The 25,818-nt window shown below is 61.7% G+C and carries 21 protein-coding genes; 18 read left to right on the top strand and 3 right to left on the bottom strand.

The features are described 5' to 3' along the window. Positions 1-298 precede the first annotated feature (298 nt). Both G7009_RS19720 and G7009_RS19715 read right to left on the bottom strand, forming a co-directional pair. Positions 299-1,519, bottom strand: coding sequence for a CaiB/BaiF CoA transferase family protein (locus tag G7009_RS19720; RefSeq protein WP_181131772.1), 1,221 nt, complete (start codon positions 1,517-1,519; stop codon positions 299-301). Between the two features lie 15 nt (positions 1,520-1,534). Further along, complete coding sequence (locus tag G7009_RS19715; RefSeq protein WP_181131771.1) at positions 1,535-2,716, bottom strand: acyl-CoA dehydrogenase; 1,182 nt, start codon at positions 2,714-2,716, stop codon at positions 1,535-1,537. Between the two features lie 160 nt (positions 2,717-2,876). On the opposite strand from G7009_RS19715, the gene G7009_RS19710 reads away from it, so the two are divergent. From G7009_RS19710 to G7009_RS19640, 15 genes are all read left to right on the top strand, one after another. Then, positions 2,877-3,803, top strand: coding sequence for a LysR family transcriptional regulator (locus tag G7009_RS19710; RefSeq protein WP_181131770.1), 927 nt, complete (start codon positions 2,877-2,879; stop codon positions 3,801-3,803). A gap of 399 nt (positions 3,804-4,202) precedes the next feature. Continuing rightward, on the top strand, positions 4,203-5,324 hold the full coding sequence (locus G7009_RS19705; protein WP_181131769.1) for a Re/Si-specific NAD(P)(+) transhydrogenase subunit alpha: 1,122 nt from the start codon (positions 4,203-4,205) through the stop codon (positions 5,322-5,324). 12 nt (positions 5,325-5,336) lie between these two features. Continuing rightward, a complete protein-coding gene (locus tag G7009_RS19700; protein WP_181131768.1) occupies positions 5,337-5,651 on the top strand; it encodes an NAD(P) transhydrogenase subunit alpha in 315 nt (104 codons plus the stop codon). 2 nt (positions 5,652-5,653) lie between these two features. Next, positions 5,654-7,090, top strand: coding sequence for an NAD(P)(+) transhydrogenase (Re/Si-specific) subunit beta (locus G7009_RS19695; RefSeq protein ID WP_181131767.1), 1,437 nt, complete (start codon positions 5,654-5,656; stop codon positions 7,088-7,090). Positions 7,091-7,269: 179 nt separating this feature from the next. After that, complete coding sequence (locus G7009_RS19690) at positions 7,270-8,763, top strand: acetyl-CoA hydrolase/transferase family protein (RefSeq protein WP_181131766.1); 1,494 nt, start codon at positions 7,270-7,272, stop codon at positions 8,761-8,763. A 318-nt stretch (positions 8,764-9,081) separates the two neighbouring features. Further along, positions 9,082-9,297: a DUF1127 domain-containing protein gene (locus tag G7009_RS19685; protein ID WP_181131765.1), complete on the top strand. Its 216-nt coding sequence runs from the start codon at positions 9,082-9,084 to the stop codon at positions 9,295-9,297. A gap of 308 nt (positions 9,298-9,605) precedes the next feature. Beyond that, positions 9,606-9,923: a DUF2388 domain-containing protein gene (locus G7009_RS19680; RefSeq protein WP_181131764.1), complete on the top strand. Its 318-nt coding sequence runs from the start codon at positions 9,606-9,608 to the stop codon at positions 9,921-9,923. Between the two features lie 81 nt (positions 9,924-10,004). Then, positions 10,005-10,349 (top strand): DUF2388 domain-containing protein, encoded by a 345-nt coding sequence (locus tag G7009_RS19675; protein ID WP_181131763.1) that lies wholly within the window; start codon positions 10,005-10,007, stop codon positions 10,347-10,349. Continuing rightward, positions 10,334-10,654 carry a DUF2388 domain-containing protein gene (locus G7009_RS19670; RefSeq protein ID WP_181131762.1) on the top strand — a complete coding sequence of 107 codons (321 nt, stop codon included), beginning with the start codon at positions 10,334-10,336 and terminating at the stop codon, positions 10,652-10,654. The genes G7009_RS19675 and G7009_RS19670 overlap by 16 nt, the downstream gene beginning before the upstream one ends. Beyond that, on the top strand, positions 10,651-12,609 hold the full coding sequence (locus tag G7009_RS19665) for a DUF7844 domain-containing protein (RefSeq protein ID WP_181131761.1): 1,959 nt from the start codon (positions 10,651-10,653) through the stop codon (positions 12,607-12,609). Before G7009_RS19670 ends, G7009_RS19665 begins: the two co-directional genes overlap by 4 nt. Positions 12,610-12,786: 177 nt before the next feature. Continuing rightward, positions 12,787-14,232 carry a hypothetical protein gene (locus tag G7009_RS19660; RefSeq protein WP_181131760.1) on the top strand — a complete coding sequence of 482 codons (1,446 nt, stop codon included), beginning with the start codon at positions 12,787-12,789 and terminating at the stop codon, positions 14,230-14,232. Next, the gene (locus G7009_RS19655; protein WP_181131759.1) at positions 14,220-15,695 is read left to right on the top strand and encodes a hypothetical protein; all 1,476 of its coding nucleotides are present in this window, start codon (positions 14,220-14,222) and stop codon (positions 15,693-15,695) included. Before G7009_RS19660 ends, G7009_RS19655 begins: the two co-directional genes overlap by 13 nt. 27 nt (positions 15,696-15,722) lie before the next feature. After that, positions 15,723-16,121, top strand: coding sequence for a hypothetical protein (locus G7009_RS19650; RefSeq protein WP_181131758.1), 399 nt, complete (start codon positions 15,723-15,725; stop codon positions 16,119-16,121). Positions 16,122-16,229: 108 nt separating this feature from the next. Next, entirely contained in the window at positions 16,230-19,913 is a 3,684-nt protein-coding gene (locus tag G7009_RS19645) for a tubulin-like doman-containing protein (RefSeq protein WP_181131757.1), read from the top strand. Positions 19,914-19,929: 16 nt separating this feature from the next. After that, positions 19,930-21,015, top strand: coding sequence for a hypothetical protein (locus tag G7009_RS19640; protein WP_181131756.1), 1,086 nt, complete (start codon positions 19,930-19,932; stop codon positions 21,013-21,015). On the opposite strand, the gene G7009_RS19635 is transcribed toward G7009_RS19640, so the two are convergent. Next, the gene (locus tag G7009_RS19635; RefSeq protein WP_181131755.1) at positions 20,971-21,423 is read right to left on the bottom strand and encodes a GFA family protein; all 453 of its coding nucleotides are present in this window, start codon (positions 21,421-21,423) and stop codon (positions 20,971-20,973) included. The two genes, G7009_RS19640 and G7009_RS19635, sit on opposite strands and share 45 nt — an antisense overlap. Positions 21,424-21,693: 270 nt before the next feature. On the opposite strand from G7009_RS19635, the gene G7009_RS19630 reads away from it, so the two are divergent. The 3 genes from G7009_RS19630 (at position 21,694) to G7009_RS19620 (ending at position 25,791) form a co-directional block, all read left to right on the top strand. Continuing rightward, complete coding sequence (locus tag G7009_RS19630) at positions 21,694-23,001, top strand: CitMHS family transporter (RefSeq protein WP_181131754.1); 1,308 nt, start codon at positions 21,694-21,696, stop codon at positions 22,999-23,001. Positions 23,002-23,072: 71 nt separating this feature from the next. Continuing rightward, positions 23,073-23,843, top strand: a complete 771-nt coding sequence (locus tag G7009_RS19625; RefSeq protein ID WP_181131753.1) for a TerC family protein — start codon at positions 23,073-23,075, stop codon at positions 23,841-23,843. A 289-nt stretch (positions 23,844-24,132) separates the two neighbouring features. After that, entirely contained in the window at positions 24,133-25,791 is a 1,659-nt protein-coding gene (locus G7009_RS19620; RefSeq protein ID WP_181131752.1) for a Na/Pi cotransporter family protein, read from the top strand. Positions 25,792-25,818 lie beyond the last annotated feature (27 nt).

The following is a 25,818-nucleotide window of genomic DNA, read 5'->3' as shown; positions in this document are numbered from 1 at the left end:
AACTCGTTCAACTTCAACCACTTGACGCGCTGCGATCTCTCGTCAGCGGGAGGCGAATCATACAGCGTTGAAAACCGCTGTCAACCACCTTTTTCACCGCTGTCGATCTGTCGATCGAAGCCCTTCCTGCATCGCCTGAAACGCTTAACTCATTGATCTTCAAGGAGTTTCTCGTTCCAACTACGCTGGAAGTGGTGCGCATTATAAGGACCTGGAGAAATGCGTCAACCCCTTATTTCATAAAAGATTCAAATAAGTGAAAACAGGCCAAAACCGTCGCGAGAACCTGCTCGACCACTCACAAAACCCCAGCGTCTCGTAATCCCTGTATCGCTTCTACAGGAAGGCCCAGCACGTCCTGCAATACATCCTCCGTATGCTCTCCTAATAAAGGAGGCGCATGACGGTACTCCACGGGAGTCTGTGACAGACGGATCGGGCTGGCTACCTGAGGCACAGCCCCCGCCAGAGCATGAGGCAAGGTGATTGCCAGTCCCCGTGCACGCACCTGGGGATCCTCGAACACCTGGTCAAGGTCGTTCACAGGTCCACACGGCACCCCTGCCTGCTCCAGAAGCAGGACCCACTCGCTGGTGGTCTTGAACACGGTCGCCTGCCGAATCAATGGAATCAGCTCCGCCCGGTTCGCCACCCGCTGCTTGTTGGTAGCGAAACGCGGATCATCAGCCCACTGTGGCTGGCCCGCCACTTCAGCGAACTTGCGGAACTGCCCATCGTTACCCACGGTAAGAATGAAATCGCCATCCGCCGTGGGGAAATCCTGGTAAGGCACGATATTGGGATGCGCATTACCCAACCGACGCGGCGAGGTCCCGGTTGTGAGGTAGTTCATAGCCTGATTGGCAAGACACGCCACCTGCACGTCCAGCAGTGCCATATCTATATGCTGCCCGACACCATGCTGATCCCGGTGGGCGAGGGCGGCCAGAATGGCCACGGTCGAATACAGCCCCGTCAGAATGTCCGTCAGCGCAACTCCCACCTTTACAGGCCCTGCACCTTCGTCTCCTTCAGGACGGCCCGTCAGACTCATGAGCCCACCCAGGCCTTGGATCATGAAGTCATAGCCGGCCCGCTTGGCATAAGGCCCAGTCTGACCAAAGCCCGTGATCGAGCAATAGATCAGCCGGGGATTACCAACTTTCAGGCTTTCGTAGTCCAGCCCATAGCTCGCCAGCCCCCCCACCTTGAAGTTCTCGATGACGATATCGGACTTGGCGGCCAGCTCGCGCACCAGGCGCTGCCCTTCCGGCCGAGTGAAGTCGATGGTCACCGAGCGCTTGTTGCGATTCGCGGCCAAGTAATAGGCCGCCTCGCTGGTGTTTTCGCCTTCGGCATCCTTCAGGAAGGGCGGGCCCCAGGAGCGCGTATCGTCGCCACTACCCGGACGTTCTACCTTGATAACGTCGGCACCCAGATCGGCAAGGATCTGCCCCGCCCAGGGACCGGCCAGAACACGCGAAAGATCAAGCACACGCAGATGAGATAAAGCCCCCATGGTTTGGCTCCTCTATTAATAGAAGGCCTGGATGCCGGTCTGCGCACGCCCCAGGATCAATGCATGCACATCATGCGTACCCTCGTAGGTATTGACGACCTCAAGGTTGACCAGATGGCGAGCGACCCCGAACTCGTCGGAAATACCATTGCCGCCCAGCATGTCACGCGCCATTCGCGCGATATCCAATGCCTTGCCACAGGAGTTGCGCTTCATCAGGGAGGTGATTTCGACAGCCGCGGTCCCCTCATCCTTCATTCGCCCCAGACGCAGGCAGCCCTGCAGGCCGAGGGTGATCTCAGTCTGCATGTCGGCCAGCTTTTTCTGGATCAGCTGGTTGGCCGCCAGCGGACGACCGAACTGCTGACGATCCAGCGTGTACTGGCGCGCAGTGTGCCAGCAGGCTTCCGCCGCACCGAGCGCGCCCCAGGAAATCCCATAGCGGGCCGAATTGAGGCAAGTGAACGGTCCCTTCAAGCCACGGATATCCGGGAAGATGTTGTCTTCCGGGACAAACACGTTGTCCATGACGATCTCGCCGGTGATGGAAGCACGAAGGCCGACCTTGCCATGGATCGCCGGCGCACTCAGGCCCTGCCAGCCCTTCTCGAGAATGAAGCCGCGAATGTCGCCCTCGTCATCCTTGCCCCAGACCACGAATACATCGGCGATCGGGCTATTGGTGATCCACATCTTGCTGCCGCTGAGACGATAACCGCCGTCGACCTTCTTTGCCCGGGTGATCATCGAACCGGGATCGGAGCCATGGTTGGGCTCGGTCAGCCCGAAGCAACCGATCCACTCGCCCGTGGCCAGCTTCGGCAGGTACTTCTGCTTCTGCGCCACGCTACCAAACTCGTTGATCGGAACCATCACAAGGGAAGACTGCACGCTCATCATCGACCGGTAGCCCGAATCGATCCGCTCCACCTCGCGAGCAATCAGGCCGTAGCAGACATAATTGAGGCCGCTGCCACCGTACTCTTCAGGAATGCTCGAGCCCAGCAGGCCGACCTCGCCCATTTCGCGGAAGATCGCCGGATCAGTCTGCTCATGACGAAAAGCTTCCAGCACCCGTGGCGCAAGCTTGTCCTGGGCGAACTGGAAGGCGCTGTCGCGCACCATCCGCTCCTCTTCTTCGAGCTGCTGATCGAGCAGCAGGGGATCGATCCAGTTGAAGCTTGCTTTGCCAGCCATGAGTGATTCCTCGCAGGGGAGTAACAGGGACAGATGCCTTGATCCTAGGCGCGTTCGGAGCAGGCTACAAACGAGGATTACGCACTGACCTGTGATAATTTCTCACTCCAGGATTCTTGAATGACTCATATTTTCTTTGTCACTAGTGAGGTTGTTGTACATGAGACGTAAGATCCCCAGTACCGCCGCCCTGGTCTGCTTCGAAGCCGCGGCGCGCCACCAGAGCTTCACCAAGGCCGCACAGGAGCTGGCATTGACGCAGGGCGCGGTCTGTCGCCAGATTGGCAGCCTGGAGGTCTTCCTCAATGTCGAGTTGTTCCGCCGTTCCCGCAGAGGTGTGCAGCTGACCGAAGCAGGGCTTTCCTATAGTCGCCAGGTCGCCACGCAGCTGGATGCCGTCGAACGGGATACGCTGTCCGTCATGCGTCAACAAGGTGCCAGCGTGATCGAGCTGGCCATCGTGCCCACCTTCGGCACCCAGTGGCTCCTGCCACGCCTCAAGGATTTCCAGCAGAACCATCCGCAGGTGACGGTCAATCTTACGAACCGCACCAGGCCTTTCCTGTTTGCCGACACCGCGTTCGACGCCGCCATCTATTTCGGGGATGCCGACTGGTCCGGTACTCAGTCCCACCGACTCATGGGAGAAAACCCCATGCCGGTTTGCAGTCCGACGTTACTGACGGCCGCCAGCGATCTATCGGCAGAAGAAGTCGCACGCTTGCCGCTGCTGCAGCAGACCACTCGCCCGTACGCCTGGCGACAATGGTTCGACAGCCAAGGCGTGAGCGTGGCGCATGACATGTCCGGGCCACGCTATGAACTGTTCTCCATGCTTGCCCAGGCGGCACTCCACGACATGGGAGTCGCTCTCATACCGCCGTTTCTCATACAGCGCGAACTGGCAGAGGGCAGGCTGGTCATCGCCAATCACGACGCGCTGGCAAGCGCCAAGGCCTACTACTTGATGATCCCGGAGCGCAAGGTCGAGTCAGCTTCATTGCGCGCCTTCCGCGATTGGCTCCTGACACAGGCCAAGGCCTACGAAAGCTCCGCCAACGCTAACCCGACATCTGTAGTCGGTTAAAAATTACCCCTACAGATATACAGATTTGTCGCATTAGAGAAAACTGTCTCTCTCACTCTATATTTCGCTTGTAAGCCCCTGACAGCGCGGCTTACAGCCTGATTTACGACATTCACACCGTCATCAGCGAAATAAGTGAAGATTTTCCAAAAATATCTCCTAATCTCCCAATGTCCCGAGTTTGACGGGCTGAGACTGCCTTCTTGCGACATACGGTCACAGGGTGACTTGTAGTTTTGGCTTCGTATTACTCCATAAGCGGTTGAAGCCCCCTGGGTTCGTCTGCAAAATGCTGCGCCCACCCAGGAACGGGTGGGTTTGTGCTGATCGACCGCCCCAGCCGCAACAACCGAAGTGCGCTGGCTAAACAAAATCAAAAGGTCACGCAGGAGAAAAGTCGTGCACATTGGTGTTCCTCTCGAAACACAGACACGCGAGACAAGGGTGGCTGCCACCCCGGAAACCATCAAGAAACTCATTGGCCAAGGTCATCAGGTCACGGTCGAGCGGGGAGCGGGGGCCAATGCCAGTATTCCGGACAGTGCCTATGAAGCGGTGGGTGCCACCCTTGGCAACGCAGCCGATGCATTCGGCGCCGAATTGATCCTGAAGGTCGTCGCCCCCAGCGACGGCGAACTCGTGCAGATCAACCGCGCAGCCGTACTGGTAGGCATGCTCAATCCGTTCGACAGCGAACGGATCGGCAAGATGGCCGAGCAGGGCATCACCGCCTTCGCGCTTGAAGCCGCGCCTCGTACCTCACGGGCCCAGAGCCTCGACGTGCTGTCCTCCCAGGCCAATATCGCCGGCTACAAGGCGGTACTGCTGGCCGCTCACCACTACCCACGTTTCATGCCCATGCTGATGACCGCCGCCGGCACGGTAAAGGCCGCGCGCGTGCTGGTTCTCGGCGCTGGCGTAGCGGGCCTGCAGGCCATCGCCACGGCCAAGCGTCTGGGCGCGGTGATCGAGGCCTCGGACGTGCGCCCAGCGGTGAAAGAGCAGATCGAATCCCTTGGCGCCAAGTTCATCGACGTCCCCTACGAGACGGATGAAGAGCGCGCCTGCGCCGAAGGTGTGGGTGGCTACGCACGCCCCATGCCTGCAAGCTGGATGCAGCGTCAGGCCCAGGCAGTGCACGAACGCGCCAAACAGGCGGACATCATCATCACCACCGCGCTGATCCCCGGCCGCAAGGCGCCGATCCTGCTCAGCGCCGAAACCGTGGCACAGATGAAGCCCGGTTCCGTGGTCATCGACCTGGCTGCCGCCCAAGGGGGTAACTGTCCCCTTACCGTCGCCGACCAGGTGGTCATCGAGCACGGCGTCACCCTTGTCGGGCCGACCAACCTGCCTGCCCAGGTCGCCGCCGACGCCTCGGCGCTCTACGCGCGCAACGTGCTGGACTTCCTCAAGCTGGTCACGACACCGGAAGCAGCACTGACGATCAACCTCGAAGACGACATCGTCGCCGCGTGCCTGATGTGCCGCGACGGCCAGATCGTGCGCAAGAACGGTTAAGGAGCCAGGACAATGGAAGACATACTGATTTCTGACGGCATCTACAACCTGATCATCTTCGTGCTGGCGATCTACGTCGGCTACCACGTGGTCTGGAATGTCACGCCCGCACTGCATACACCACTGATGGCCGTTACCAACGCCATCTCGGCCATCGTCATCGTGGGCGCCATGCTCGCCGCGGCCCTCACCGTTACCCCCGCAGGCAAGCTGATGGGCACCCTGGCGGTTGCCTTGGCGGCAGTCAACGTGTTCGGTGGCTTCCTCGTCACCCGGCGCATGCTGGAGATGTTCAAGAAGAAAAACCGTCACGAGGGGCAGAAGTAACCATGAGCATGAATCTGGTAACGCTTCTCTACCTGGTGGCCTCGATCTGCTTCATCCAGGCATTGAAAGGGCTTTCACACCCGACTACCTCACGCCGAGGCAATTTCTTCGGCATGCTCGGCATGGCTCTGGCCATCCTCACGACCGTGGGCCTCATCTACAAGCTGGGGGCCGAGCTGGCCACGGCCGGCATCGGATACGTGCTCATCGGCCTGCTGATCGGCGGCAGCGCCGGTTCGATCATGGCCAAACGCGTCGAAATGACCAAGATGCCGGAGCTAGTCGCCTTCATGCACAGCATGATCGGCATGGCTGCGGTGTTCATCGCCATTGCCGCAGTGCTCGAGCCTCAGTCGCTGGGCATCGTGGCCAGCATCAGCGATCCGATCCCCACAGGCAATCGCCTGGAGTTGTTCCTGGGCGCGGCCATCGGCGCGATCACTTTCTCAGGCTCTGTGATCGCATTCGGCAAACTGTCGGGCAAGTACAAGTTCCGCCTGTTCCAGGGCGCACCGGTACAGTTTGCCGGCCAGCACAAGTTGAACCTGATCCTGGGCATCACCACGATCGTCCTGGGTCTGCTGTTTACCTTCACCGGACACTACAGCGCCTTTACCCTGATGCTGATCCTGGCCTTCATCATGGGTGTGCTGATCATCATTCCGATCGGAGGCGCCGACATGCCGGTCGTGGTGTCGATGCTCAACAGCTACTCGGGCTGGGCGGCCGCCGGGATCGGATTCTCACTGAACAACTCGATGTTGATCATCGCAGGCTCCCTGGTCGGCTCCTCCGGCGCCATCCTTTCGTACATCATGTGCAAGGCGATGAACCGCTCGTTCTTCAATGTGATCCTCGGCGGTTTCGGCGGCAATGTGGCCGACAGCGCTGCGGCCGGGTCCAAGGAACAGCGGCCGGTCAAGACCGGTTCGGCCGACGATGCCACCTTCCTCCTGAGTAATGCCGACAGCGTGATCATCGTTCCGGGCTATGGCCTGGCCGTGGCACGCGCCCAGCATGCGCTCAAGGAACTGACCGAGAAGCTGACCCACAACGGCGTCACGGTGAAATACGCGATCCATCCCGTCGCAGGCCGCATGCCTGGGCACATGAACGTCTTGCTGGCCGAAGCCGAGGTGCCGTACGACCAGGTCTTCGAGATGGACGACATCAATGCCGAATTCGGCCAGGCAGACGTCGTGCTGGTGCTGGGCGCGAACGACGTGGTCAACCCGGCGGCCAAGAACGATCCCAAGTCGCCCATTGCCGGCATGCCCATCCTGGAGGCTTTCAAGGCCAAGACCATCATCGTCAACAAGCGCTCGATGGCCAGCGGCTATGCCGGCCTGGACAACGAGCTGTTCTACCTGGACAAGACCATGATGGTCTTCGGTGACGCCAAGAAGGTCATCGAGGACATGGTCAAGGCTGTCGAATAGCGCGCCTGCGCAAGCTGCGACAATCAGCCCCGGCGCGGCAACGCCCGGGGCTTTTTCATGCCCGGCCCAGCGACCGAAGGCTCTATTGCGGCACGTGGCATTCGACCTTGGTCGCGGGACGGCGTCGGGCTAAAACACTAGACTGCGCATCTCGCTTCAGTAGCCCGAGATAATAATCCATGTACCGTGACCGTATCCGCTTGTCCTCCCTGCATAGCAAGGTAATGAGTGCGGCTGATGCCGCTGGTCTTATCGAGGATGGCATGACCGTCGGCATGAGCGGCTTCACCCGCGCCGGCGAAGCCAAGGCCGTCCCCCACGCCCTTGCCGAACGCGCCAAGCAATCACCCCTGAAGATCAGCCTGATGACCGGCGCCAGCCTGGGCAACGACCTCGACAAGCAGCTCACCGAGGCCGGCGTACTGGCTCGTCGCATGCCTTTCCAGGTCGACAGCACGCTGCGCAAGGCCATCAACGATGGCCAGGTGATGTTCATCGACCAGCACCTCTCGGAAACTGTCGAGCAACTGCGCAACCAGCAGCTGAAGCTTCCGGATATCGCGGTCATCGAAGCAGTCGCCATCACCGAGCAAGGCCATATCGTACCGACCACGTCGGTAGGCAACTCGGCGAGCTTCGCCATTTTCGCCAAGCAGGTGATCGTCGAGATCAACATGGCGCACAACGCCAATCTCGAAGGCCTGCATGACATCTACATACCGACCTATCGTCCGACCCGCACACCGATCCCGCTGGTGAAGGTCGACGACCGCATTGGCAGTGGCGCGATCGCCATCGACCCGGCGAAGATCGTCGGCATCGTCATCTCCGAGCAGCCGGACTCGCCTTCGACCGTACTGCCGCCCGACCAGGATACCCAGGGCATTGCCGATCACCTGATCGCCTTCTTCAAGCAGGAAGTGGCGCTGGGGCGCATGACCAACAAGCTCGGCCCACTGCAAGCCGGTATCGGCAGCATCGCCAACGCCGTGATGTGCGGCCTGATCGATTCGCCCTTCGAAGACCTGACCATGTACTCCGAAGTGCTTCAGGATTCGACCTTCGACCTGATCGATGCGGGCAAGCTGAGCTTCGCCTCGGGCAGCTCCATCACCCTGTCGGCGCGTCGCAACGCCGACGTGTTCGGCAATCTCGAGCGCTACAAGGACAAGCTGGTCCTGCGCCCACAGGAGATCTCCAACCATCCCGAGGTGGTCCGTCGCCTGGGTATCATCGGTATCAACACCGCCCTGGAGTTCGACCTGTACGGCAACGTCAACTCGACCCACGTCTGTGGCACACGCATGATGAACGGCATCGGTGGGTCGGGTGACTTTGCTCGCAACGCACACCTGGCGATCTTCGTCACCAAATCGATCGCCAAGGGTGGCGCGATTTCGAGCGTGGTGCCGATGGTCAGTCATGTGGATCACACCGAGCATGACGTCGATATCCTCGTCACCGAGCAAGGCCTGGCGGACTTGCGTGGCCTGGCGCCACGCGAGCGCGCCAGGGTGATTATCGATAACTGCGTCCACCCGGATTACCGTGCCGCCCTCAACGACTATTTCGAGCGTGCCTGCGAACGTGGTGGCCATACCCCGCACCTGCTGCGTGAAGCCCTGGCCTGGCATGAAAACCTGGAAATGACCGGTCGGATGATCGCCAGCTGATAGCGAATCTGCCAGTCATCGGGTGCAATGCCTGGTGACTGGTACAGCTCGTTGAGCTAAGGGTAGGAAACTGTACTACTGTACTGCTCGAAAACCGCCATCCCTATCGTTCTTTCATCGATCTTCTACTAATTATGCACCATCAAAGTGCAGACCAGTACAGTTATGCCAATTTCAGGTGCAACAGCTGCTTTAAACAGTTAACTGGCCCATCGCAATAGACTGTAACTGTATCTACTGTACTGGACGATGGAGGAGGATCATTGGTACCAGTTAAATCACTATCTAATGCCGCCATAAGCGGAAGGATGACACATCATGGAACGTACCCTCAGTTCCGATCTGGTTTTCGACAACAACGCCCAAGTTTCCAAGACTTCCCTGCCGCTGCGCGTTCTTTCCAGCCTCCTGCTTTGGCAGCGTCGCGTTTCCAGCCGCCGTCAACTGGCTCGACTGGATGCACGCCTGCTGGCCGACGCCGGTATCAGCGAGTCGCAGCGCTACGAAGAGCTGAGCAAGCCTTTCTGGCGCTAAGCAGGTTCGGCTCGTACTGGAGCCGACCGCGAATTTAAAAACCGCCACAGGAAACTGTGGCGGTTTTTTTGCGTCTGAAGCGCGCACCATCGGGCGCAGAGCGTGGACCATTACAGTTTGTTATTTATCTATAAAGACAAGCACAGTTGTTAGGCGCACAGGTTGGTGACGCCTACAGAAATAGCGGCACGTGGTACGCTTCACATCTTCAGACGGATACACCGGCAGCCGTGCAGAAAAGTACCTCACCAGGCACAGCGTGCGTCTGACCTTTTGAATTGCCCGTTCCTACGCAGGAGTCATCGACTATGTCCCGTTACCCTCTGTTTGGCGCAGCCCTGCTGCTCTCCCTGACTGGCGCGGCCAACGCCTCCAGCTTCGTCGTCACTACCGACGCGGTCGTACGTGCAGTCGCTGCTTCCACCGATGCCACTTCGGACCTTTCGTCATCCTTGCGTGACGACAAGATCGTCCAGGCGGCGCGTGACGATGCGGCCAGCTTCGTCGGCAGTGAAGGAGCGATCCGTGGCGCGAAGCTCGAAAGCGCCTTTGCGCACATTCGCCAACAGGCGCCTGCCCTGCAAGCCGACGACGCACAGCTGGCCCAGGCCATCCTCGCCATCTGACGCCGCTGCCAGCCCCGCTGCGTCGGCGCTTGCCGCGCAGTCGGGCCATCGTTGCTCACGAGATCACCAGCCAAGCACACCATGCGTTATCTGTTGCCATCACTTTTCGCATTTATCGCCATGAGCAATGCTCAGGCCATGGATACCACCACCCAAGGTCTGGTCATATCGAGCTATGTCAGTAGCAAAGTGACCTCCGCGCCATTCGACCGCAAGCTGATACTCGAAGCGCGCGACGACGCTGCAGCCTTTGTCGCCAGCGATGGACGAATCCGTGGAGCCCGGTTGCAGGCAGCCCTTTCTGCGCTACATGCCAGGCGCCCGAGACTCTCTGTCGACGACCTTGAACTGGCACAGGCAATTCTCGTCCAACCATCACATTCGACTCCCTGTATTTCCGGAGATGCTCCATGCGTAAACCGCTGATCGCCGCCGCCCTCGGCTTCCTCCTGCTGGCCGAAGTGGCCCATGCGCAAACCCTGGTGGCCACCAGCAACATCATCGTGCGCGCCTTTGGCCGCTCGATCGACTTCACGTCGGATACCACCACCTCCATCCGAGACTCCAAGGTCGTGCGTGAGGCCCGTGACGATGCCGCCAGTTTCGTCGCCAGCGCAGGTGACATCCGTGGTGCACAGCTCGAAGCCGCGTTCGACACCCTGCGCCAGCGGGTACCGGAGGCTCGTGACGCCAGCGACCAGGTGCTCGCCGAAGCCATTCTTTCTCTGTGAAGTGCGCGCGTGCCTGGCTGCTTGGCTGCGCCCTGACGCTGCTGGGCACGCCCGCTCTGGCCGACCTGCAGCTCGATCTGCAGGCTGTCGACCTGAACCCTTCTCAACAGCAGGCCTCTCAGGCCTTGCTTGACGAAGCCCTTGGCAAGCTCCCGCCGAGGCTCAGGCAAAAGCTGGATCGACGCGTGCAGGTCAACTGGACTGATCGCATGCCCGAAGAAGCCTACGGCCAGGCTTCGCTGGTCTCGACCCTGGAACTCAATCGCCGACTGCTCCCTGGGCTCGTCGATGGCAGCGCCGCACTGGAAAAGACCGGGCGTGCGCACGGCACGGTTCGCCAGGAACTGCTGGCGACCGTCTTGCACGAACTCACCCATCTCTATGATCGGGCACGCCTGTGGGACACATCCGAGCAGCAACTGATCTCGCGCTGCAAGCGGCAGGCGTCCAGCCTGGGCGCCATCGGCCTGCCCGAGCGTTGCCGGGGGCAGACCGAGCGGCGCTTTACCCTCAGTGACGATCCACGCCTACTGGACCTGGCCGGCTGGCCACAATACGTGGGCAGGCGAGGAGAACGCGAGCAACACAACGGGCAAGTGGCGCGCAGTCCCGACAGCTACGAGCTGAGCAGCCCCAAGGAATTCATCGCGGTCAACCTGGAGTACTTCCTCCTCGACCCGAGCTACGCCTGCCGCCGCCCGGCCCTTAACCAGTATCTGCGTGATCATTTCGACTGGGCGCCGACGCAGACCCCTTGCGCCAAAGGCTTGCCCTTCCTCAACGCAGGCAACGATTTTGCCCGCCAGCCACTGGGCGAAATCGATCCCGAACGTGTCTACTCCGTTGACTATCTACTGGCAGAGGCCAACCAGAACTGGGTGAGTCGCTGGGGCCACAGCATGTTGCGTCTGGTCATCTGTGCACCGGGACGCCCTAGGGGGCCGGATTGCCGCCTGGACTTGGACCAGCACCTGGTGCTGTCGTACCGCGCCTTCGTCAACGACCTGCAACTGTCCAGCTGGGATGGCCTGGTCGGCGCCTACCCGTCACGGCTGTTCGTGCTGCCGTTGGGGCAGGTTATCGACGAATATACCAAGACCGAACTGCGCAGCCTGGCGTCGATCCCGCTGAAGCTGAACCGCGAGCAATTGGAAAACCTGGTCCGCCAGGCCGCCGAAATGCACTGGGGCTATGATGGCAACTACTATTTCCTGTCCAACAACTGTGCCGTGGAAACACTCAAGCTGCTGCGCAGCGGCACCGGCAATCCACGCCTGAACGACCTCGACAGCATCATGCCCAATGGCCTGCTGGAAGTACTCGAAGGCCGCGGCCTGGCAGATGCTAGCGTGCTCGATGATCCACGGGAAGCGCTGCGCCTGGGTTACCGCTTCGACTCCTATCGGGACCGCTATCAGGCCATGTTCGAGGTGCTCAAGCAGCAGTTGCCGATCCCGCAGACGACTGTCGAGAGCTGGCTCGAACAGGATGCCTTGCAGCGTCGCCAATGGCTCGATCGCGCCAACCTGCGCACCAGCGCGGCCTTGCTTCTGCTCGAACAGGCCAGCCTGCGCCGCCAGTTGCTGCTCGCCCAGGACGAGGTCAAGCAGCGATACCTCAATGCCCGCGCGCTCAATGACGGCAGTATCGCCAAAGCCAATGACACCCTACAGCAGATCCTCGCGAACAGTGGCTTCCTGAGCCGTCCCGCTGAACTGCTCACCGGCCAGGGCTATGGCCTGCCCCAGGCGGATGAGCGCGCCGCCCTGGAAAAGGCCAGCAGCGAGCGGCAAGCGCACCTGCACCGGCTCAGTACCGACCTGGACGTAGAGGCCCGCGCCCTCCTTGAACCGCAACGGGCCAAGGAAATCGCTGCCGTGGAGGCCAACGTCAAAGAGATCGGCATCCACCTGCGCGCCCTTCACAAAGCGGCTGGTGGCTTACAGTTGCCTTGAACATGGTTGACATTGAAACTGCCTATGCCACTATTTCGCCCCTAAAAATGGCACTTTGATGCCATTTGGCCGGCTGCCCTGCTAGGAAGGCCGCGCCACAACCTTTTCTCTCGACGTGTCGGTCTGCATTTCGCCAGGCATGGCCGTACATGGACGACTGCTGGCAGGGTGGATTGAATGGACGTTGTCGGTGACGACCGCGAGTACGAGTGGACAGTGGACGGTCAACACTGGGTACAGAATGCGCAAGGCATTTTCAACCTGAGGGAAATGAACGGCCAGACTGTCGCCGACTCCCTCGACCTGGACTTCTTGGCCGGCGCCCGACCGGCACCGGACGGCAAGGGTTTCCTGCCCGCTGCCTTCAGCCACTGCCCGCGTACCGGCAAGCTCCTGCCGCCTGTAGCCTATGACGCCCGTTGCCGTTGGCTTCCTCCTTACGGCAACGGTACAGGACGCCGCGTGATAGAGAGCAGCTGCGGTTTCGATGCCGCCCAGCACATTCTTGCCTCGCTGCTGGACCGGATCGGTACCAGTGCCCAGCGCAACCTCAACGACCACGCTACCCCGATCGCCGCGCCTCGCAAGAACGGCTTGAGCTTCATGGTCGCCAACCTGGGAGGCCATCGTCAGGCCTTGTTCGCGCTGGACCGCGAAGGAGGTTTGTTCCTCTGGCAGTCACGCGCTGAACAGTGGCGCACCCTGTTGCCCGACGCTGCGCCGATCGGACGTTCCAGCCTGCCATCCTGGGCCTGGGGCGTGGCCTTGCGCAACGTCGGCGAACGGCAACACCTGATCCTGGCGGGCGAAGAGGGCGCCTGTGAGATCAGTGTCGATCCACTGCGTGGCCGCTATCGCCTGGAACGCTGCCTGGGCCAGGCCCTGGCCGCGCCCGGCACCTTGGAAGACCGCCTGTTGGTCCCGCAGCGCCTGCCGGGCGGGCACTTGTGCCTGGTCGAACGTACCGCCGATGGTTGGCTGGAGCACCCGATCACTGGCGCCGACCCGACCTTGATCGGCCTGTCGGCGCCCCTGTCGCAGCCATCCTCGCGTCGCCTGCTATGGATCGGCGAGCACGGCTACCTCAGTGTCAAGATCGGCGAGCAGGTGGAAGCACAATGGCTGCGTTGGCCTCAAGGCGCCAGAGCACAACCCGAATATGGTCCACCCTTCGTCGACGGCTACGGCACCTGGCAGCAGCTGTTCGATGAACAGGGCCAGTACTGCCTGCGTCTGGACTCGGACGAGCGCAAGGAAGTCCGCGGGTCGCGCCTGGGTACCGGCCACCTGAGCTTCAAGTTCAAAGCCCGCCTGGAAGCACCTTGGGCCGAGAACGATGAGTACACCAATCCGGCCACCCGCGATGTGATCTATCCCTTCATCGAATTCAGCGATGCCCAGTGCCTGTTGTCGTTCTACGTGAAGGAGACATCAGGTCTGCAGAAGCTCTTCGAGCAGGATCAGCCCATCGACTCCGAATACCGCCTGGAACGCATCGGCGAGCCCCCGCTGGCCTTGTTCCTCAAGGTCGCGCAGCCCTGGAATGCGCAATGGTTCTTCTTCGACAACGCCCTGTGGCTGTACATCGACTCGTCTGGAGCGCTCTACCGATGGAACGTCTGACCCGCTTCATGTTGCGCGCCGCGCTCTTGGCTTTGGGCCTTGCCTGTGCCGGCGTCAAGGCCGATACCCTGCGTCAGGTCTTCCTGGTGCAGAACTCCGGTTGGATGGAGCCCTTCTACCTCGATCCCGATTCGAGCTTCAAGCCCTTGGTCACCCAGTTGGCAGCCACCGCCGCGGGCAATGGCGAAGTAGTCATCGGCGCCTTCAACCAGGCTGACAACGCCCATCCTTCCCCGCAGTGGACCTACCGCGGGCCGGGTACCCACGCCAAGCTCGGCGAAAGCGTCCTGGCTTTGCAACTGGCGCGCAAGGCCAGCGGAGTCTATGCCGACACCGACTTCAAGGAAGCCTTGCTGGCCGCCATCCAGACTGGCCTGGAGGGCCGCGAAGGCATTATCTGGATCGTCACCAACAACAAGAACAGTCCCAACAACAGCAGCGAGACGCGCGTCAGGAACCGCGAGTTCTATGACCTGCTGCACAAGGAAGACGTGATCAGCCGGATCGCCGCTTTCCCGCAGAAGATGCAGGTCCGCAGTCGCAATTTCAGCGCCAATGGCCTGATGATCTATGCCCTGGCATACGGCGAGAAAGCCGGAGTCGCCCTGGAGCAGGTCCTCGCCCAGCCCGCGCTGGCCACCCTGCTCCAGGATGACCGGGTACGCCTCAAACCCCTGACCCAGGCAGCCGTGCGCTTCATTCCCACCGGCGTCAAGGATACTCCGGACGTCAGCGCCCAACTGGCCCCGGACCAGCAGACCCTGGTGCTCGACATCGACGTCGACAGCTCGCCGAAGACCGCTGTAGTCGTGGGTCGCATCGAGAATCAGTTCAACCCCTACCAGATCCACTCCGCAAAGGTAGCGTTGCACCTGGATGTCCCTGGCGAGGTACTGCAATCGTCGATTTCCATGGATAGCCTGAACGACCTGGAGCCCGGCGCGCGCTCCGATGAGCTGAGCATCAGCCTGCAGTTGCCGCCATTGCCGTCGCAGTGGTCCCGGGAGGTGCTGCTGTCCAGCGGCTATCAGCGCGCCGGCGCCATCGAAGTACGCCTCGACGACCAGCAATTGCGCATTTCGCAGCAATTCATCGAGCGCATGAACGAACTCTTCCCCAACGATGCACTGCCAGATGTGTTCATCCCGTCCAGTGAAGCCACGTCATCGGCGACGCGTCTGCCCATCGTGCTGCAGGTCAACTACCCGATCGGCCCGGTCATGCTCCTTCTCGCGCTGCTGGTGCTGGCCGTGATAGGCGCCCTGGTGGCGATGGCGCTGCTGGCCGGCAAGAAGTCGGTGACGGTGCTGATCGAAGGCGTGGCGCGACAGTACCCGCTCAAGCCCTTCGCCAGTGCCAGCGTCTACGACGACCGGCAGAACAAGGTCGCCACGGTCAAGCGGGGCCTGTTCGGTGCCCGTCTGGAAAAGCTCTCCGGCGATACCGCCGTCCGCCTCAAATAACTTTCGCAACGTCCTGGAAAATTCGAAATGGCTCAAACCAGCTCTCTGCCGGCCCCTGTAGAAAACCAAGCGCCCGTCACCGCCAATACCTTGAGCGCGCCCGCGTCGATGCTCGACCTGGGCCCCAAGAAGGTCGATAGCCGCGACGCCATGATCGGCGTCGCCGTGCTGGTGGTCCTGGCCCTGGTGTTCTTCGTGATCAAGAACGCCTATGCCAACTGGCGCGTGCGCGAACGCGTGGCGCCCAGCCGCGCCAACGCCTCCGGCTGGTTCCTGTTCCTGGGTCTGTTGATGGTCTCGGCCATGGCCGTGCTGGCGGTGATCAACTCCGGTCAGTTTCTCACGCCGCTGTACCTGGGCCCGCTGATGGGTGTAGGCGCGCTTTCGCTGGTTGCCTGGCTGATGACCTTCTCGGCCAAACGCTAGAACCCGCGGCATGTCCCAAGGCCGGCATCCCGGCCGCTTTTACCTGATGTACGGATCAGCATGCCGACCCGAGTCGGCCAGCCCTGCCAGGGCTCATGGAGTTTCACGATGAACGAGCAAGTACAAGCTGCCGCCCCGGTGGCCCCGAACGCGGTCAGCGAAAAGATCCATCCGACACTGTTCATCGCCCTCGGCGGGACAGGGATGAAGATCAGCATTCGCCTGCGCCGGCGCATTCTCAATGCCATCTGGGGCGGTAACAGCCAAGTGCAGCAGATCGCTGACTTCCCGCTGGTGCAGTTCATCAACTTCGACCTGGATGCTGGCGAAGTGACCCAGGACGGCAAGTCGACCAAGACCGACGTACTGGCCGAGCAGGTCGCCTTCACCTCCGAAGAGAAGATCATCGAGTCGCTCAACCTGAGCAAGTACACCCACTCGATGGACGAACTCAACCGTCATCGCGAAGTGGCCGAGTGGTTCCCGCTGACCCCGGACAAGATCCGCGCGCTGGGCATCGACCCCTCCAAGGGTGCCGGGCAGATCCGCGCGCTGTCGCGCCTGTACTTCTTCGACAAGTATCCAGTGATCCGCGACAAGCTGCGCGACAAGGTCGGAAGACTGTTGAGCAACATTGGCGGACATGCCGACAAGCTGAAGAAGCTGGGCCTGGAAATCGACCCAGGCAAGATCCGCATCGTCATCACGGGCTCCGCGGCGGGCGGTACCGGTTCCGGCTCCTTCCTCGACATGGGCTACCTGGCCAAGGCGATCCTCAAGGAGCACAACATCGCCGGCAAGGTCGACCTGTTCTTCGTCTTGCCCGGTGGCTTCCATGCCTACAACACCGAGCGGGTACAGGCCAACGGCTACGCGGCCTTGATGGAGCTGGAGACCGCCATGCGCGGTAACCGCCTGGTTCGCCACTGGGATGCCAGCGACAATCTGTTCATCGACAACCGTCCCTACGACGATGTCTACATCATCGACAACAGCAACGTCGCCCAGGCCAAGACCAGCGAGCAGGAAGACGTCTACGAGATGCTTTCGGACGTGTTGTTCACTGATTTCACCTCCCAGGATTTCGCCAACAAGAAGCGCTCGATCGCGGTCAACCAGAACCAGCACAAGATCCGTTCTTACACCGTGCGCCTGCCACAGGACTACGGTGACGACACGGAATTGCGCTTCCCCTGTTCGTATTCGTCGGTCGGACAGGCCGTGCTCGACACGCAGATCGATGCACGCCGCAACGTGCACCTGAGCCGCCAGGTGCAACATATGCTCAAGGCGTTCTTCGGCATCGCCAACAGCGCGCTGAACGACAATCGACCGACCGATCGCGAGCGTGACGACTTCCTCAAGGAACAGCTCAACGTCACCCCCCGTACCTTCACCGATATGCCGGAGTTCCTGTCCCGGGTCGAACTGACCTTGGCCACCGGCGAGTTCACTCACTACCAACTGGCCGACGACCTGCTACTGGTCGAGGGCGACAACAGCGTCACCGCGCAGATCGAACAGAAGGTCGAAGCACTGTTCGAACGCCTGCAGAGCAGTGGTGCGGACAAGGACCAGTGGCTGACCCACGTGCGCGAGATCCAGCGGCAACTGGAGCGCGATACCAAGGGCGGCAGCGTCGACAGCGCCGAACGCAATCACGAAGTGCGTATTCGCGAAAATCGCGTACGTCGCCTGGCCGAGCTGGTCCGCGAGGGCGCCCTGCCGGAAAAACTTTTCCGCCGCCTGGACGATGACGAACGCGGTGGCCTGGACTACACCCTTGCGCTGGTCGAAATGCTCAAGGACCGGTTGGAGAACGAAAGCAGCGGCATCATTCCCGCGCTGGAGAAGAACGCCGCGCGCTTCAAGGAACTGGCCGAGAAGCTGGAGTCCGCCGAGCTGGCGCGTGAGTTCGAGCGACTGAAGGAAACCACCGGCGGCGGCCTGATGGCGCGCCTGAGCGGCAAGGACAAGCAGGCCGACACCGTCCTGTCGCAGGTCAAGGACACGCTGCGCGACAGCCTGCTGTTCTACGTACGCTTCGTAGCCTCGCGCGAGGCCGCCCAGTTGCTGCGCGATGTCTCCGAATGGCTGGGCCGCAAGGAATCGGTCGATCAGGGTGGCCGCGCCGTATGGAACGGTTTCGTCGGACGCCTGCAGGACGGGCGCCATGCGGTCGACCAGTTGCTGCGCCGGATCGAGGGTGATATCAGCAAGATCGACGCCAGCATCAAGGAAAAGCATGCCACGCTGATTCCCCTGGCCCAGGTCCAGAGCGGTGAGGAACAGGCCGTCGATACCCTGCAGGTACGCGAATGGGCCAAGGAGGCCTTCAAGGACTTCGGCGGTTCCAAGACCCTGTTTGCCAAGTTGCAGGACGAGGAGGGGCAGGAAGAGCTGCTTTGCAAATTGCGCAACAAGGCCGTCCAGCAATTGCCGCGCCAGCCTCAGGGGGCCGACCCACTGATGAGCGCGCTGGCAGCACTGACCCCGGACGAGCAGCGCGACAAGTTCCGCCAGCTGCTGCAACGCGCCATGCCATGGGCGCCGTTGAACCTCAACGGTGGCTTCGGCATCGCCAAGGACCGTTACACCTGCCTGGTAGGGGTCAACGATGCCGCCGAATTCAAGCGCACCTACGGCCCGATGCTAGCGCAGTGCCTGCCGCAAGGCACCGGTCTGAACGCGGGGCAGATCCAGTTCGTCGAATCGGGTACCCCAGGCAAGCTGATCTGCTTCACCGAGCTGAGCGGCTTCCCCTTGCCTGCACTGACGCCGCTGCCGACCTACCTGGCCAGCTACCGCAAGGAAAGCACGACCATCCCGCTGCACAGCCACAAGCGCATCAGCCAGTTCGTCCAGCCGATCCAGTTCACCCAGGAGCAGTACCGCCAGTTCGCGGAAGACTTCAAGCTCTACCTGCACGCTATCGCCCTCGGCGTGGTACGGCGTACCCAGGGCGAACGCTACGAATTCATGATCGACCAGGACTACTTCACCATCGGTGACGAATTCGCGATTCGCCAGAACGGCCTACACCAGTTGCAACGCAAGGACATCGAGGACCAGTTGCGCAAGCGCTACGAGCAGTTGCGTACGCCACAGCAACTGGCCGCCATGGTCGCGTTGTTCGATGACATGCGCCGTGGAACCTACAAGCCACAGATGCGCCATGACGAGAACGGTGTCTCATCTCTCTACCACACCTTTCCGAACAAGATCGCCGAGCTGCTGCGAAACGAATACGACAATCGCCTTGTTCGCCAGGCCCCCGATCAGGCCGAGCGCCTGGTCCAGCAGGCACGCACGTTGCTCGAGCAGTTTGCCGAGCCTGTCGCCGGTTCACGTGCCGATGTCTATCGGGACGAAGTCCACGACGATCACAGCGAGAAGCGCACCCTGCGCAAGGCATTCTTCGACAGCGCCTGGGTCGAAACGCTGTTCCAGCCCGCTGCCGCAGTGACACCAGGCTTCGCTACCCCGGCACCGGGCATGGCGCCACCGCCGCCACCCATGCCCGGCATGGCACCCCCTGCCGTAGCGGTGCCCCAACACAACTATCACCTGAACGTGGCGGGCACCAATTACGGACCCTACACCTATGCTCAGCTGCAGCAGTTCGCTCAGGGCAACCAGATCAATCGGGACAGCATGCTGTGGCGCGAAGGCATGACCGCCTGGCTCCCTGCCGGGCAGATCGTCGAGCTGACCGCGCTGTTCGCCCCGGCCTTGCCGGTAGCTGGCACACCACCACCGGTTGCCTCCGTGGCGCCGCCGCCGTTGACCTGAGCGAGGATCGCCAACGATGTCCGCATCCGCCAAGACACCGGCGTTTCCGCTTGAGTGCGCCAATGCCGCTTGCGCCCGGCCACTGCAAGGGCCGGTTAGATTTTGTCCGTACTGCGGCAGCGGTAGCCAGGTACTGGCTGCCCCTGCAGCCAGCAAGGTGCCGGTGGCGGCCAGCGTGGCACGGGCTGCTCCGGTCGTGACTGCCGTGGCTGCTCAATCGGCTACCGCTCCCATCGCCAAGCCACGGGCGCCGGCGCCTGAAGTGGCGATTGTCGCCGCCAAGCCTGCTCCTAAGCCCGCGCCTGCGATACCCGTGGTTGCCGCCAGGCCACGCCGTCTCGGACGCAAGCTCGCCTTGGTCGGCGCCGTGCTGGCCGCCATCGGGGGTTATGGTGCGTACCAGATGAATGCGCGTAACGCTCTGCAGCAGTTCGAGGCCGATCTGGCCGCGGGGCAAGGCTGCCTGCGCAGCAACCGTTTCGACTGTGCGCTGGAAAATGCCGAGCGGGCCTTGCGAACCGATAGCAAGGACCCACGCGCCCTCAGTCTGCTGCAACGCGCGCAGGCAGGGCTCGAACGCCAGCAGCGGGATCAGGAGACCAAGGCACAGGCAGTGGCAGCGGCCGCCAACCGCGCCGCTGCGCGCAAGGCCGCCAACGAGCAGGCGCGCCAGGAACGAGAGGCCCGCGCCGTCGCCGAGCGTGAGCGTAAAGCGCAAGACCAGGTCGCTGCCAAGCAGGCCCAGGCCCTGCAAGAGCTGCTCAGTGACCAAGCCGAGGTCAACCGCAAGCAACAACAGTACCTGGAGCAGCAACGCCAGGCCCAGCGCCAGGTGCAACAGGCGCCGCTCACACGGCCAGCGCCGCGCCCGACGGCGGCCCCGCTCAACCCTGGGCTGGTCGGCCAGCAGCTGTCCCAGGCGCGCCGCGCCCTGGCACGCCGCGACGGCAATGCGGCCCGGGCATTGGCCAACACCGTGCTGCGCCAGGATCCCGGCAACCGTCAGGCGCAGAACATCTTGCGCCAGGCCGAGCAACTGCGCGGCCGACAGCAGCCGTCATTCGATACGCCCAAGGCCCTCGGCGGCGTGATCATCGAATGACCCGGCAGCGATCGACTCCCCGGCTTCGCTGGGGAGTTGCTCGTCCAGGTGCAGCCAGGGCAAGCGGCTGTCCGTCCAGATGTGCTTGTGCGGCCTGACCAGCTCCGGCTGGTCCAGCGTCGTCACGGTGATATCCACGGTATCGGGGCTATGTGTGGTAACCAGCGCCACATGCGCACCGCACCGGCCGCAGAAATAGCGCTTGCAGCTTGTGGGGGCGACATAGCATCGGGGTTCCTCGCCCAGCCACTGGAAATCGTCAAGGGGGAGACTGAGCCAGGTCATCACCAGGCCACCGCTGACCCGCCGACAGATCGAGCAATGACAGTGCGCGACATCCTCCGATAACGCTCGCACCCTGTAGCGCAACGCACCGCAATGACACCCGCCCTCATATGTATCGGCCATGTCCACTTACCTCCTGTCGAGTTTGTCCCAGCGAAAGCTGGCTGAAAGCTTTCGCCCATAGGATAGGGACACCACCGGCGTAAGACCGGTCAGCCAGGGTTTCAGGAAACTGCCGAACCCGGCCCAATCCAACAACAACAATGGTGATACTGATGTTTTCCCGTGCCCGCCGTTCCCTCGTTTCTTTTCCGTTACCCCAAGCACGACGCATGACGCGTTGACCCGCCCGAATCGTTCCCCCTTTCGCCGCGCCTTGCCTGGAGTACCGCCATGCTGACCTTCCTCGGCTTTGCCATGGTCATCACCTTCATGTACCTGATCATGACCAAGCGCCTGTCCGCGCTGATCGCGCTGATCCTGGTACCGATCATATTCGCTCTGTTCGGAGGCTTCTCATCCGAGATCGGACCGATGATGCTGCAGGGCATCAGCAAACTGGCACCGACCGGCGTCATGCTGATGTTTGCCATCCTCTACTTCGCCCTGATGATCGACTCGGGCCTGTTCGATCCGGCCGTGCGCAAGATCCTCAAGCTGGTCAAGGGTGACCCGCTGAAAGTCTCCGTCGGCACCGCGGTGCTGGCCCTGGTCGTCTCCCTGGATGGCGACGGCGCCACCACTTACATGATCTGCGTAGCCGCCATGCTGCCGTTGTACAGCCGCCTGGGCATGAGCCCGCGGATCATGGCCGGCCTGATCATCCTGGCGGGCGGTGTGATGAACATGACGCCCTGGGGCGGGCCGACCGCCCGCGCCGCCAGCGCCTTGCATGTCGATCCCTCGGACATCTTCGTGCCGATGATCCCTGCCATGGCGTTCGGGATCCTGGCGATCCTGGGCATCGCCTACATGTACGGCAAGCGCGAACGCGCGCGCCTGGGCGAACTGAGCCTGCCTACCGATGACATCGATCACAGCGAAATCAGCGTGTCGCAGTTCCCGGATGCCCGTCGGCCCAAGCTGCTCTGGTTCAACGGCGCCCTGACGCTCGTCCTGATGGCGGCGCTGATCGCCGGCCTGCTGCCGCTGCCCGTGCTGTTCATGATCGCCTTCAGTATCGCCATGATCGTCAACTACCCGTGCCTGCAACAGCAGAAGGATCGCATCTCCGCCCATGCAGGGAGCGTTCTGGCGGTCACCGGCCTGATCTTCGCGGCGGGTATCTTCACCGGCATCCTGTCCGGTACCGGCATGGTGGATGCCATGTCCAAGAGCCTGCTGGCAGTGATCCCTGAAGCACTCGGGCCGTACATGGCGGTGATCACCGCGATCGTCAGCATGCCCTTCACTTTCTTCATGTCCAACGATGCCTTCTACTACGGCGTATTGCCGGTCCTGACCGAGGCTGCCGCGCATTACGGCATCACGCCGGTTGAGATGGCACGCGCGTCAATCGTCGGGCAACCCGTGCATCTGCTCAGCCCATTGGTACCCTCCACCTATCTGCTGGTGGCCCTGGCGGGCATCGAGTTCGGCGACCATCAGCGCTTTACCCTCAAGTGGGCAGTCCTGGTGTGCATGTGCATAATGCTCACCGCGCTGCTGATGGGGATCTTTCCACTGTTCAGCAGTCTGTAAGACAAGAGCATTACCCCACCGCGATGCGCGCCTCGACCGGCCGCATCGCCTTTATCGTTCAAGGAATACACATGGAATGGCTGACCAGCCCGGAAATCTGGGTTGCCTTTTTCACCCTCACAGCGCTTGAGATCGTTCTCGGCATCGACAACATCATCATGATCTCCATCCTGGTCAGCCGCATGCCCAAGCACATGCAGCCAAGGACCCGGATCTTCGGCCTCGCCTTGGCCATGGTCACGCGTATCTTGCTGCTGCTGTCGATCACCTGGGTCATGCGCCTGACCGCCGACCTGTTCGAAGTCTTCGGACAAGGCATCTCGGGGCGCGACCTGATCCTGTTCTTCGGTGGCCTGTTCCTGCTCTGGAAGAGCTCGCAAGAGATCTACCATGGCCTGGAAGGCGAAGAAGAGGAAAACGACGGGCCGAAGGGCGCGGGTGGCAAGTTCCTCTACACCATCATCCAGATCGCCATCATCGACATCGTGTTCTCCCTGGACTCGGTGATCACCGCGGTAGGCATGGTGTCCCATGTGCCGGTCATGATCGCCGCGATCATCGTCGCGGTCCTGGTGATGATGCTGTGCGCGGGCACCATCAGCGACTTCATCGAGAAACATCCTTCGCTGAAGATGCTGGCGCTTTCGTTCCTGATGGTCGTAGGTACGGTACTGATCGCCGAATCCTTCGATGTCCATGTACCGAAAGGCTACGTCTACTTCGCCATGGCCTTCTCGCTCGCGGTGGAAGCCATCAACATCCGTATGCGCACCGCCCTGGCGCGCAAGCGCGGCAAGGACAACGAAGCAGTGAAACTGCGTACGGACCGTCCTGGTCATTGAGTTCAGAGCGCGCTTGCAGCAAAAGGCCCTTCGGGGCCTTTTTGATTTCCCCGATCCGAACCTTGAGTGATGGCTGCTGGCCCTGTCGCGGGTTCACAACAGGAACCATCGGCCTTGAAGCAAGCTCGCGATATGTTACAAATATGTTTCAGCCCATTCCCGGCTGGCGACTCAGCCACAACACAACTACAGCTGTAAGTAAGCCTTGGAATAAAACACCTGCGCGGATGCAGGCTGACGATTCCATCGACCATCCATAGGGCATGTCTTCACCAGGGAGGCCTTGCACATGCTGACCCTGCTCAACCTGTTGTCCGCCGTTGCCCTGCTGGTCTGGGGCACGCACATCGTGCGCACTGGCGTGTTGCGTGTGTTCGGGTCCAATCTGCGGCGCGTTCTGGGTGAAAACATGGCCCGCCGCCCCTTGGCGTTCCTGGCGGGTATTGGCGTCACCGCGCTGGTGCAGAGCAGTAACGCCACCGCCATGCTGGTGACCTCGTTTGTCGGCCAGGGTCTGATGGCGATGACCCCCGCATTGGCGATCATGCTTGGCGCCGATGTCGGCACCGCCCTGATGGCGCGCGTGCTGACATTCGATCTTTCATGGCTATCGCCGCTGTTGCTCTTTCTTGGGGTCATCTTCTTCCTCTCGCGCAAGCAGACCCGCGCCGGACAGCTAGGCCGGGTGGGCATCGGCCTGGGCCTGATCATTCTCGCCCTGCAATTGATCGTGGAGGCCGCCGCGCCCATCACTCAGGCCCAGGGCGTCAAGGTCCTGTTCGCCTCTCTGACGGGCGATATCCTGCTCGACGCACTGGTCGGCGCCGTGTTCGCGCTGATCACTTACTCCAGCCTGGCGGCGGTGTTGCTGACCGCTACCCTGGCCGGTGCCGAAGTGATCAGCCTGCCGGTCGCCATCGGCCTGGTGATCGGCGCCAACATCGGCAGCGGCTTGCTGGCGTTCCTCACAACCAGCATGCAGAACGCCCCGGGTCGGCGAGTGGCGCTGGCCAGCCTGCTCTACAAGCTGATCGGTCTGCTGCTGGTGATACCGGTACTGCACCCGCTGGTGGAATGGATGAACAGCCTCGACTTCAGCCCCCAGGAGCTGGTGATCGGCTTCCACCTGCTCTACAACACCCTGCGCTGCGTGCTGATGCTGCCGACGGTCACGCCCATGGCCAAGCTGTGCAATTCCCTGCTGCCTGATCGTGAAGAGAGCAACGGCAAGGCGCGCCCCCGGCACCTGGACACCGCCGCATTGGATACCCCCAGTCTGGCGCTGGCGAATGCCGTACGCGAGACCCTGCGCCTGGGCGACATCATCGACAGCATGCTCGAGGTCATGCTTGGGGCGCTGCGCGGTACGCACACTGCCGTACCCCAGCAGGTCAGGGCGCTGGGCGAAGATGCCGAGGCCCTGTACAACGCCATCAAGCTCTACCTGGCGCAGATGCCTCGCGAGGACCTCTGCGAGCAGGACAACCGGCGCTGGGCCGAGATCATCGAACTGGCGATCAACCTGAAACTGGCCAGCGATGTGATCGAGCGCATGCTGCGCAAGGTCCAGCAGCAGAAAACCGCGCAGCGCCGCGAGTTCTCCCAGGTCGGCCTGGAAGAGCTGACCACGCTGCAGGCGCAACTGCTCGCCAACCTGCGCCTGGGCCTGTCGGTTTTCCTCAGCGCCGACCCGGAAAGCGCCCGCCAGCTGCTACGGGAAAAGCGCCGTTTCCGCGCCCAGGAGCGGCGTCTGGCGCATGCCCATGTCAGCCGCCTGCAGCGCAAGGTCGTGCAGAGTATCGAGACCAGTTCGATGCACCTGGAACTGATCGCCGACATGAAACGTTTGAACTCTCTGTTCTGTAGCAGTGCCTATGTCGTACTGGGTGGCTCGGATACCGGCGGGCTCATGCTCGACAGCGTGCCGGACGAAGTCCGCCTGTCCTGAACCGACTTGGATACTGGCCTGGAAGCT

The organism is Pseudomonas capeferrum, assembly GCF_013523055.1.
Classification (GTDB): domain Bacteria; phylum Pseudomonadota; class Gammaproteobacteria; order Pseudomonadales; family Pseudomonadaceae; genus Aquipseudomonas; species Aquipseudomonas capeferrum_A.
This window is presented reverse-complemented; position numbering and strand designations above follow the sequence as displayed.